Origin of the sequence: Lactobacillus kimbladii (assembly GCF_014323605.1) — a bacterium.
Taxonomy (GTDB): domain Bacteria; phylum Bacillota; class Bacilli; order Lactobacillales; family Lactobacillaceae; genus Lactobacillus; species Lactobacillus kimbladii_B.
Window position 1 is genome coordinate 81,079 of sequence record NZ_SCMB01000006.1, and the last position, 10,349, is coordinate 91,427.

Sequence of the window (10,349 nt, forward strand, 5' to 3'; positions counted from 1 at the left end):
TTTTCATGCTAGACTTTTTTTAGGTATAGAATTGGAGGTAAAAGATGAAATTTTCTTATGGTGCATTAGCAGGGTTGATTGCTGCCATTGCATTATTAATTTTAGTACTTTTCACAATTCCAGTGCTTATTCGAGCCGCAAAAGCTACTAGAGAAGCAGAAAAAACGATCCGAAGTGCTAATGAGTCGATTCAACAAGTTTCTGAAGATGTCGATGATTTACTACATCAAACTGGAGATTTGCTGGATAAAACCAATGTCTTGTTAGCAGATGTTAATGTTAAAATGAAAACTATTGATCCTGTTGTTCAGGCAGCAGCTGATCTAGGCGAAAGCGTTTCAGATGTTAATACCTCTACCAGAAAAATGGCAAAACGTTTCAATAATTTTCATTGGAAACGTAACGGATTGATGTCATCTGCTTTAGCATCGGTGTTTGCACGGCATAAGCGACGTAAAGGTGAAGATTAGTAAAAGGAGTTACTTTTATGAAAAAGTTTGTAAGTTTTGTTTTAGGTACTATTGTTGGGACTGCGGCAGGGTTTCTTGCTGGTTCTCTACTAGTAAGTGATGACCAAATCGATGAATTGAAGAAAAAAGTTAAGAACAATGAAACTGTTCAAGATTTAAAGAAAAAATATGATAACGGTACTGAAATAGTAAAGAATCAACTGGCTTCATTCCCTAAGAATGTAGAAGATGATTCAGAACTAAAGGATTTTGATGATATCGTTATTGATAATTCAAAAGATGATGACGCGCAGGATAAAGATAATGCTCAAGATGTAGCGAATGATCTGCATCATGCAGAAACAAATGATGATTTTAATCATCCGGAACCTCCAAAGCCTGAAGGTCCATCTGATCCGTCTGATGCACCTGTCGACCCATATTCCAGACCATAAAATTAATTAAAAATGGCGCTAGCAGAAAAGATATTGCTGCTAGTGCCATTTTTGTTTAGTCAAACAATTTAAGTTCTTGTTTAAAGAGGCAGAACTTTGAGTTCCTTACTGGTGTGAGTAAATGGCTTATAACCATCTTTAGTAACGACTCCACAATCCTCAATTCTGACACCCGCAACATTTGGAATGTAAATCCCGGGTTCAATTGAAAAACACATTCCCTCTTCAATTATGAGATCATTACCTTGGACAATTGAAGGATATTCGTGAACTTCTTTTCCGATTCCATGACCTAAACGGTGAATAAAATATTCTCCATAGCCGGCTTTTGTAATGATATTCCGGGCAACACTGTCGAGTTCAGAAGCTGTCATACCTGGTCTGACAGCATCGATAGCAGCTTGTTGAGCTTCACGATCAATTTCATAAATTTCTCTTTCCTTAGCCGTTGGCTCGCCATAAGCAACCGTCCGACTGGAATCTGAAGCATAACCATTGTGCATAGTACCCAGATCAAAAAGAACTAATTCATTAGGCTTAACTTTATTCATAGTAGGACCTAGATGAGGATTGGCAGCATTGGCACCAGCCTGCACAATAGTTTCAAAACTTTCATGCATTACTCCTTTTTGCACTTTGAGCTGATACTCAATTTGTCCTGCTATGTATCTCTCAGTTACGCCTTCTTTAATAGCATCGAAGCCAATTTGAAATGCAAAATCTGCTTCACGTCCTGCGGCCTGCAATTGTTTGATTTCCTCAGGAGTTTTATAAAGGCGAATTTTATTAACGAAATTTGAAAGATCACCATCAAAATTTGCCTCTGGAAATTGTTCGTGAATGAGTTGGTAGTGAGAAACAGAAAGGTTGTTTTTCTCTAAAGCCCATTTTTGATATTCTTTTGTCCTGCTTTTTACCTTGTCAGCAATAATTTCCCACGGATTTTCTGAATCCAGATAGCCGTATACATCACCGTTCCACGCTGAGTTTTTTGCTTCTTCAACGTTTAAAGCTGGCACGAACACAAATGGATCTTGGTCCTTGAATGCTAAAAGGGCAAAAATTCGTTCGTGAGGCTCCATATCATATCCGGTAAAGTAGGCAATCGTAGTTGGGTTAGAAATATAGGCTACATCCTTATCAGAACTTTGCAGCCATTCTTGTAATTTTGTTAAATTCATAGCTTCTTCCTTCCATCTTGAATTTTCAGTTAAAGAAAGTATATCATGTTCTTGCCTTGAAAAAATGAAAGAATAGTTGTAAACGTTTGCACTTTTTGAGAAAAGATGATAAATTCTATAATAGTAAAAATAAGATGGGGGAACCAAGAATGCGTAAACAAGATATTACAATTTATGATGTAGCTCGTGAGGCTAAAGTCTCGATGGCCACAGTTTCACGAGTAGTTAACGGCAATACAAATGTGCGTAAAGATACGCGCGATCGAGTAATGAAAGTAATCAACCGTTTGCACTATCAGCCCAATGCAGTAGCACAAGGACTTGCGTCTAAGAGAACTACTACGGTTGGTTTAATCGTGCCAGATTTAACCAACCTTTATTTTGCAGAATTGTCAAAAGGTATTGATGATATTGCTCTTTTGTACAAATACAATATCATCATTACCAGTATTGAAAACCGTTTGATGAGAGAAGACCAGGCGATTCAAGGGTTGCTTAATAAACAGGTTGATGGGGTAATTTACATGTCAGATACACTGCCTGAAGAAGCGGTTGAAGCTTTTAAGCGTACTGATACTCCAGTGGTTCTGGCAGGGACTAAAGATAGTCACAGTGAATTTCCGTCAGTTGCCATAGATTATAAAAAGGCAGATACAGAAGCCTTAAATCTACTTTATAATGATGGCAGAAAGAATTTGGCTTTGGTATTAGGCAATCCTGATACTGTAGTTAATGTACAAAACAGAATTCCAGCTTACAAGAAATTTATGTCAGATCATAACTTAGGTGAAGGTCATATTTATTCTAATGTTAAGGATCATTCTGACGGATATAATTTATTGTCACAATTAGATCAGGATGGTGTCGATGGCGTAATTGTAACCAATGATGTTACTGCTGTTGGCATTTTGAATTCCGCAATTGATGCTGGTAAAAAGGTGCCTGAAGAATTGGAAATAATTACTGCAAGTGCTACGCAAATTGCCTCAGTTGTCCGTCCCGCTTTGACAGCTATTCGGCAACCACTTTATGATATTGGTGCAGTAGCAATGAGAATGCTCACTAAGCTAATGAATAATGAAGAAGTGCCGGAAACACAGATTGAACTTCCTTATGAAATATTAAAAAAGCAAAGCACAACAAATGAATAAAGATTGTTTATCATATAAAAAGTGTTGCAAGCTAGTCATGCAACACTTTTTTAGTTGTTAATTTTTGAATTTGCCTTATTTGTTCCCATGTATTGAGAGGCTCGGCAGATTTCAATGGTAGGTAAGGAGTTAACGCAATATTAGAATAACGACTCATCCGTGGTAAATGACGATAATTTTGCCAACTAGCTTCGTCAAAAAAGCCATAAAATAGAATGTCACGTGCTTTGACCCACCCCAAGGATGTATATAGCCATAAACTTTTGGGACTGCCATTGAAATTCTCTATTTTAAACAAAGTATTGGCAGGTAAAACTTTATTAGTTTTTGATTGATTATCAGGAAAGCGGTAAACATGCACATCTTTTTGAGGCTTGGCTAATACTTGCTTATTTTGATAAGGTGCGATATCTTCAGGCTTTAAATCCATATTAACAAATTCTGCCGAGATAAAGGTCTGGTTAGCAATTTGATAATAAAGCTGATTATGGGCTCTGACCCCATACATTACCTCAAATTTTTGCCCCGGATAAACAAACTTATCTTGTTTATCCCGCACATAAGGATTCATCATTGTTTTAGTCTTTTTTTTGCCAAAATAACTGCCACTGCGGTGAATGTCATATTTCTTAGTACCTTCTTTTGCCAGTTTGTATTTAAAACCAGTATTAGGGAAATTGGTTACGACACCATCAACATTTTTATTAATTAGCCATTGCCACAAATCAGGGGACTCATTCATTTCAGTCCATACAAAAACCTGCTTATTTAACTGGTGCAGCCAATGTATCAGCCAAGCATGATTTAAAATCAAATCAGAGGAAACATTAACGGCATTTACTTGCGGTAAATTACTAAAATTCATTCTTTTAAGGCTGCCGACAATTAAAATTAGGTAGGCATCGGGCATAATCTTACGGAAGTGAAACAAGCTGGCAACTGAAAAAGAATGGATCATAACCCGTTTCTCCATATGATACTTTTTGATAGTTGCTGCAATTTGGTCTTCTAATTCATAAGACGGATCAATCGAATGATCTATTTTAGTTTCAAGAATAAATTTTGTATTTGGTCTTTTTTGATAGTATTCAAATAATTGTGGTAAACTCATGACATGTTCACCGTTGTCATAGGTTAACTCGCTAAGTGCCCGCCAATTATTTTGTGATACAATTGCATGTGTATGGGTCACGCGAAACAAGTCATCATCGTGTGAAACAACTAACTCTCCATCTGCAGAAAGATGGAGGTCAAGTTCAACGTAATCAGCACCAGAATTAAAAGCAGAGTTGTCACTTTGAATAGTTTCTTCAGGATATTTGCTGGGGTCGCCCCGATGGCCGACCACAGTGAAACCACAGGTTGTAATAAAAATGATGCTAAAAATGAGAGCCCTGATTAATTGGCTTTGATATTTCATGTGTACACCTCTATTGTTAATTACAATAGCATGGTTGCACATTTTTTGCTACATGTCACAGATTTAATTTATGCGGGGGATATTGATGAATGAACAATATGAAGAGTTGGATTTAATTGAAGAAATTGTGCGCAACGATGGCAGTAAGTATTTTGAAATTTCCAATATTGATCAAAATGGAATAGCTGAACTTGCCGCAGATCGTGGAAAAATTAAAAGCGTGCGAATTTTGCAATTGAATATTCCACGTACTAAGGCCCTTATTACCTATGAAAAATATATTAATGAAAACTACAAACTTGAAACTTTGACTAATGAAGATGACTGGAAAAATCCTGATTGGGTGGAATGGAAAAAGCCAAAGGGAAAAGTCCTAGATGCATATAATATGGTTTTGAAATCTAATCAAATTGGATAGAGAGCATGATAATGGAAAAAATTCGCATTTTACACACTAATGATTTACATTCACATTTCGAACATTTCCCCAAAATTGGCCGGTATTTGCGGGAAGCTCAAAAAGATAAATCTGTCGATCAAATTTTTACTTTTGATGCCGGAGACTTCATGGATCGTTCTCATCCTTTGACTGATGCGACATATGGTCAAGCTAATATTAAGTTAATGAACTCTTTTCATTATGATGCAATTACTATTGGCAACAATGAAGGGATTTCCAATTCACATTGCGTAGTGGAAAAATTATTTGACCATGCTAATTTTCCCGTTATTTTAGCGAATTTGCGCGAGGAAGACGGTTCAATGCCTCATTGGGCTGTTCAAGATAAAATTTTACTTACCAAAAAAGGCACTCGAATTGGTCTAATTGGTCTGACTGCAGCTTATCCTCTTTCTTATGAACCTAATCACTGGTACGTTAAAATGTTGAAAGAAACAATGGACGGTGTTTTGCCAAAAATGAAGGGTCAGTATGATGTGTTAATTTTAATAACTCATATTGGCTTAAATATGGATACTTTTTTAGCTAGAAATTATCCTCAAATTGACTTGATTGTGGGCGGACACAGTCATGACCTGTTGCCACATGGTAAAAAGGTGGAAAATGTCTGGATTACTCAAACAGGTAAATGGGGTAATTATGTGGGAAACACTTATATGGAAATCGATGATAATCATCATGTGCAAAAAATCATTCCACATGTTGTGCCCACCAGTTTAATGAAGCCCAATTTAGATGATGAGGAAACTATTTTAGGCTACAGGCAAAAGGGAAAAGAAATCTTAAGTCGCGAACTTGTGGCTGATTTGCCTGAGAAATATGATAATGACCGTGAAGCTGCTCTTCAGGTTTCCATGAATGCCATTGCAAATTTTGCAGGAACAGATTTAGCTATGCTCAGTTCAGGTCTTTTTTTAACACCATTTAAAAAGGGCATTTTGACTAAATATGATTTGCAAAAAGCATTGCCACATTCAATGCATGTTGTACGTTCTACTTTAAAAGGCAGTGATTTGTGGCGCCTAGTTATGGAAATCGAAAAAAACCGACATTTTTTGGATCAGTTTCCTTTGCAGGGCATGAGTTTTCGAGGGAAAATTTTTGGTCAAATGTACTACAAAGGGATCAAATTTGATCCTATAAGCAGAGTGGTTTTTGTAAATGGCAAGGAAGTTGATCCATATCGGGAATATCAAATTGCTGTTTTGGATCATTATGTCTTGGTACCATTTTTCCCCACCCTGGCAATTGTTGGTGATAATGAATTTTTGTTCCCTAAATTTTTACGTGAAGTAATAGGGGATTATTTAGCAAAAAAGTATCCATTAACGGGAAGTGAAAATAATGGTAGAACAAACTAGCAGTAAAAAAAGAAAAGATAATAAATTTGAACAAGATCAGCCATTGCGGCATCCTCTGGCTGCTGTTAGCTTGGATGATGATCAACTAAAAATAAACAAACAGTTTTATCAAGTTGTGGTTAATAAGAATGAGGCTCTTGATCTTGAACTTTTGCGCCAAAAATATGATCCTTATTTAGATCAATATGATTTTATTGTTGGTGATGTGTCAAGTGAACATTTGCGTTTAAAAGGCTTTTACCAGGATAATGCACAAACAGCAATAGATCGCAAAAAGCAGACTATTGCCGACTATTTATTGGAATACTGCAATCCGGGAGGCCCATATTTTGTTTTACAACTTTTAAGCCCGGTTCATCATTATCATTATAATAAAAGAAAAAGGCGTAAAAATTCGTTCAAGAATAGGACGCAGAGTTCAAATCGGAGAAAACTGAATAAAGCTTTTAAAAGTTATCATATACGACCGACCAGAATAAAAAAACCTGAAACAGTTACTGTAAAAAAAGAACGGACAAACCAACATTCTTTTGTAATAAAAAAAAGAAAGGGCAGCAAATAAGTGAAAGATTACCGTTTATTTTTAATTGATCTTGATGGCACAATTTATCGCGGTAAGGAAACTATTGCTTCTGGGGTTCGTTTTGTTAAGCGCCTTGAAAAAGCGCATAAGGACTATATTTTTCTGACTAATAACACAACACGCACTCCCCAAATGGTTGTAAACAAGCTTAAAGTTCATGGGGTACAAACTGATGTTGCGCACATTTATACGCCGTGTATGGCAACTGTAAGTTATATTCTGAAAAATGAAAAAGAGCGAACAGACAAAATTGGTGTTTATATAATTGGTCAAATTGGCTTATGGCGTGAATTCATGCAAAATCCAGCTTTTGAACTTAACGATACTAATCCTGAATACGTTGTGGTCGGAATGGATACAGATTTGACTTATCACAAAATTCAAGTGGCCGTGAGTGCAATAAGAAGAGGAGCTGACTTTATTGGTACTAATGCGGATTTAAATTTGCCTAGTGAAAAAGGTTTAATGCCTGGCAACGGTTCTCAGTGTGCAATGATTGCAGCTTCGAGTGGAAAAGAGCCGTTTTTTATTGGAAAGCCTTCTTCTGTGATTATTGATATGTTGTTAGCCAAGCTGCATTTTGCTAAAAAAGATGCGCTTTTGGTAGGTGACAACTACGACACTGATATCAAGGCAGGGTTTAACAGTCATGTTGACCAATTGCTGGTAACTACTGGTATTACACAAGTTGCGGATATTGAAGGTAAAAAGCAACCTACAATTTTGGTTGACAGCTTAGATCAGGTTAAATTATGAACAAAAAAAATAATATTCTAACTATTATTTATAATTTTATTTTTGCTGTTTCTACTAGTGTTGTAACGGCACTAGTTGCTAGTTGGCCCTTATTATTTGTCTTTGTTTTGGTGCAAAAAACAAATAAAACGGTGAATTTATCAGTTGGCCAAGTAATGAGCAACTATAATCAATTAATGTGGTATTTAATTTGGCCCTTTAAACGTAAATTGCGAATGAGTAATTTACATACTTCATCTATGGCCGCAGGTCATTTTGCAGATGTCAAAAAATTATTTGTTTTGGCAATTATTGCTTTTTTATGTTGTTTAATAATACTTTTTTGGTGCAAAAAGCGAAATAAAAAATTTTTGCGTTTAAATAAAGTATGGGCGTTGTTGTTCTTATTGCTGCCAGTTGCAATATTGCCATTTGCACTGACTAATTTTGATAATTTTTTTATCACTTTTCATCATTTATTTTTTGCGGGTAGCAAAACCTGGTTATTTGATCCAGTGACAGATCCAATTATTAATGTCCTCACTGAAGGTTTTTTTGCGTCTTGTTTTGCAATTGCAGGTATTGTTTATGAACTGTATTTTGCTGATAAATTGTTGCAAAAATAAAAAGGAGTTCTTAATGAAACTCCTTTTTGCTTTTAATTCGTTTTTTTAATGCAACTATTAAGATCGGTAAAACAGAAATTAGGATAATTGCGATTAGCAACATTGAAAAATGCTCTTTCACAAAAGGTATGTTCCCAAAGAATGCGCCTAATACTGTAAATAGACCACTCCAAATTATTCCACCAATTACATTATAAAGTGCAAATTTGCCATAATGCATATTGCTGCCACCAGAGATAAAGGGAACAAATGTCCTAATAAAGGGAATGAATCTGCCAATAACAATGGTGATTGGCCCGTGTCTGTTGAAAAAGTTTTCAGCGGCCAGACGATTTTTTTGGTTAATCAGCCTGTTAAAACAAGTGTGTTTTGTACCTTGTCTTACAGACCAGGCTCCTATTTCATAATTACAGGCATCACCTAAGATAGCTGCCAGCAATACCGCAAAATAAATCCACCAAATATTCAAATTATATTCTGGATTAACTGCTAAAGAACTGGCAGCAAAAATTAGTGAATCACCGGGTAAAAAAGGGAAAATAACTAATCCAGTTTCAATAAAAATAATGGCAAAGATAATCAAGTATGTCCAATTGCCAAACTGATTAACTATTTCAATCAGATGATGGTCGATATGCAGAATAAAATTGATTATTGTCATAAACATCTCCTAAATACTGGTTGAATGAATTGTTAAGGTTTTTTCGGGAAAAAGCGCACGCATAATTGTAGTAATTGCAATTTGTGCTTCTCCAAATCCAAGTCCAATAAGAGGCACACGTCCGGGATACGTTGATACATCACCAATTGCATAGATGCCTGGTATATTTGTTTCCATAGAGCGTGATACTTCAATTTGGTTATTATTTAAGTTGACACCCCACTTTTTTACAAATTGGTTATTAGCACGGAAGCCATAGCCGACGATTATTTGATCAAATTGTTCGTAAATAATATTGCTGGTCCCCATCTCTTTTAAACCAATATTAAGTAGATTATCTCTGATTTGAATTGATTTAGGAAGATAGGGAGTTTGTACTTCAACATTTTTTAAACTTTTAAGTTTTTGAATACTGGATTCCAAACCACGAAATTCATTTCTTCTATGAATTAAATTAATTTTCGTTCCTTCCTGATCTGCTAGTTCAGCTGCCCAGTCGAGGGCAGAATCTCCTCCACCAAAGACTCCTATTTTTTGATTTTTAAATTTTTGAGGATCTCTAACATAGTAGTGAACTCTTTTTTCGATTTCATCGTCCATTTTTAACGGAAATTTTTTAGGAGTAAATGATCCAGTTCCGGTGGCAATAATTACGCTTTTTACAGAAAAATTATTATCAATAATAAATTTTCTGTCTATTTTTTTAAGATCTACCACAGGATGATTTAAGATAAAAGTTGCGTTTTGGCTGCTTTTATTTCGCAACTTTTCGATTAATTCATGAGCAGAAATAGAACTAAAAGCTGGTATATCCAAAATTTTCTTAAATGGATAAAGTAGTTTTGGTTGGCCTCCTACTTCTGCAAGTGAGTCAAAAACTACAGTTTTCAGACCATGAAGATGGGCAAAATTAGCACAGAATAATCCTATCGGACCAGCCCCAATAATTGCTAAATCAAATTTTTTTATTTTAAAAACTCCCCTCTAAACCTTGATATAACAACTTTATCATAAAAAAGGAACTAAGTCTTTTCAATAAATCGTAAAAAAGACTTGCAAAAGGCAAAAATAATTGCTAGTATTAATAACTGTCGTCGGGCAATGAGCCGCAAGGCAGGAGGCCTCTCAGGCAGCGCAAAAAAATCGAGCAAAAGCAGTTGACAAAAGCGAGCTGCTTTAGTAAGATAATAAACGCTGTCTGGCAAGACGGCGAAAAGGACTCAGAAAAAAGTGCTTGACAAAAGCGGCTGAATCTGGGAAAATAAAA

General features: G+C 35.7%; 12 protein-coding genes. 8 read left to right on the forward strand and 4 right to left on the reverse strand.

Annotation, left to right across the window (positions count from 1 at the left end):
• Positions 1-44: 44 nt before the first annotated feature.
• Together ERK18_RS08510 and ERK18_RS08515 are read left to right on the forward strand one after the other, a co-directional pair.
• Entirely contained in the window at positions 45-470 is a 426-nt protein-coding gene (locus ERK18_RS08510) for a DUF948 domain-containing protein (protein WP_034980727.1), read from the forward strand.
• A gap of 17 nt (positions 471-487) precedes the next feature.
• On the forward strand, positions 488-904 hold the full coding sequence (locus ERK18_RS08515; protein ID WP_045927657.1) for a hypothetical protein: 417 nt from the start codon (positions 488-490) through the stop codon (positions 902-904).
• An 80-nt stretch (positions 905-984) separates the two neighbouring features.
• On the opposite strand, the gene ERK18_RS08520 is transcribed toward ERK18_RS08515, so the two are convergent.
• Positions 985-2,085, reverse strand: coding sequence for an aminopeptidase P family protein (locus tag ERK18_RS08520; RefSeq protein WP_187155099.1), 1,101 nt, complete (start codon positions 2,083-2,085; stop codon positions 985-987).
• Between the two features lie 149 nt (positions 2,086-2,234).
• Here ERK18_RS08520 and ERK18_RS08525 point away from each other — a divergent pair, with 149 nt between their 5' ends.
• Complete coding sequence (locus ERK18_RS08525; protein ID WP_109585951.1) at positions 2,235-3,236, forward strand: substrate-binding domain-containing protein; 1,002 nt, start codon at positions 2,235-2,237, stop codon at positions 3,234-3,236.
• 31 nt (positions 3,237-3,267) lie between these two features.
• On the opposite strand, the gene ERK18_RS08530 is transcribed toward ERK18_RS08525, so the two are convergent.
• On the reverse strand, positions 3,268-4,656 hold the full coding sequence (locus ERK18_RS08530; protein ID WP_187155100.1) for a glycerophosphodiester phosphodiesterase: 1,389 nt from the start codon (positions 4,654-4,656) through the stop codon (positions 3,268-3,270).
• Positions 4,657-4,741: 85 nt separating this feature from the next.
• On the opposite strand from ERK18_RS08530, the gene ERK18_RS08535 reads away from it, so the two are divergent.
• Genes ERK18_RS08535 through ERK18_RS08555 form a run of 5 tightly spaced genes read left to right on the forward strand, consistent with a single transcriptional unit; the run spans position 4,742 to position 8,421 of the window.
• On the forward strand, positions 4,742-5,074 hold the full coding sequence (locus ERK18_RS08535) for a hypothetical protein (protein ID WP_045927662.1): 333 nt from the start codon (positions 4,742-4,744) through the stop codon (positions 5,072-5,074).
• Between the two features lie 11 nt (positions 5,075-5,085).
• On the forward strand, positions 5,086-6,477 hold the full coding sequence (locus tag ERK18_RS08540; RefSeq protein ID WP_187155101.1) for a bifunctional metallophosphatase/5'-nucleotidase: 1,392 nt from the start codon (positions 5,086-5,088) through the stop codon (positions 6,475-6,477).
• Positions 6,461-7,039, forward strand: a complete 579-nt coding sequence (locus tag ERK18_RS08545) for a YutD family protein (protein WP_187155102.1) — start codon at positions 6,461-6,463, stop codon at positions 7,037-7,039. Before ERK18_RS08540 ends, ERK18_RS08545 begins: the two co-directional genes overlap by 17 nt.
• Entirely contained in the window at positions 7,040-7,816 is a 777-nt protein-coding gene (locus ERK18_RS08550) for a TIGR01457 family HAD-type hydrolase (RefSeq protein ID WP_109585954.1), read from the forward strand.
• Positions 7,813-8,421 carry a TIGR01906 family membrane protein gene (locus ERK18_RS08555; protein ID WP_187155103.1) on the forward strand — a complete coding sequence of 203 codons (609 nt, stop codon included), beginning with the start codon at positions 7,813-7,815 and terminating at the stop codon, positions 8,419-8,421. Before ERK18_RS08550 ends, ERK18_RS08555 begins: the two co-directional genes overlap by 4 nt.
• 10 nt (positions 8,422-8,431) lie before the next feature.
• Here the strand turns inward: ERK18_RS08555 and ERK18_RS08560 are convergent, their stop codons facing one another.
• Together ERK18_RS08560 and ERK18_RS08565 are read right to left on the reverse strand one after the other, a co-directional pair.
• On the reverse strand, positions 8,432-9,082 hold the full coding sequence (locus ERK18_RS08560) for a VTT domain-containing protein (protein WP_187155104.1): 651 nt from the start codon (positions 9,080-9,082) through the stop codon (positions 8,432-8,434).
• A 9-nt stretch (positions 9,083-9,091) separates the two neighbouring features.
• Positions 9,092-10,051: an NAD(P)/FAD-dependent oxidoreductase gene (locus tag ERK18_RS08565; RefSeq protein WP_187155110.1), complete on the reverse strand. Its 960-nt coding sequence runs from the start codon at positions 10,049-10,051 to the stop codon at positions 9,092-9,094.
• Positions 10,052-10,349: the final 298 nt, after the last annotated feature.

Bases quoted from the DNA above. Each gene is read 5' to 3' on its own strand.
- ERK18_RS08510 (WP_034980727.1), top strand. From the start codon at position 45: ATGAAATTTTCTTATGGTGCATTAGCAGGGTTGATTGCTGCCATTGCA.
- ERK18_RS08515 (WP_045927657.1), top strand. From the start codon at position 488: ATGAAAAAGTTTGTAAGTTTTGTTTTAGGTACTATTGTTGGGACTGCG.
- ERK18_RS08520 (WP_187155099.1), bottom strand. From the start codon at position 2,085: ATGAATTTAACAAAATTACAAGAATGGCTGCAAAGTTCTGATAAGGAT.
- ERK18_RS08525 (WP_109585951.1), top strand. From the start codon at position 2,235: ATGCGTAAACAAGATATTACAATTTATGATGTAGCTCGTGAGGCTAAA.
- ERK18_RS08530 (WP_187155100.1), bottom strand. From the start codon at position 4,656: ATGAAATATCAAAGCCAATTAATCAGGGCTCTCATTTTTAGCATCATT.
- ERK18_RS08535 (WP_045927662.1), top strand. From the start codon at position 4,742: ATGAATGAACAATATGAAGAGTTGGATTTAATTGAAGAAATTGTGCGC.
- ERK18_RS08540 (WP_187155101.1), top strand. From the start codon at position 5,086: ATGGAAAAAATTCGCATTTTACACACTAATGATTTACATTCACATTTC.
- ERK18_RS08545 (WP_187155102.1), top strand. From the start codon at position 6,461: ATGGTAGAACAAACTAGCAGTAAAAAAAGAAAAGATAATAAATTTGAA.
- ERK18_RS08555 (WP_187155103.1), top strand. From the start codon at position 7,813: ATGAACAAAAAAAATAATATTCTAACTATTATTTATAATTTTATTTTT.
- ERK18_RS08560 (WP_187155104.1), bottom strand. From the start codon at position 9,082: ATGACAATAATCAATTTTATTCTGCATATCGACCATCATCTGATTGAA.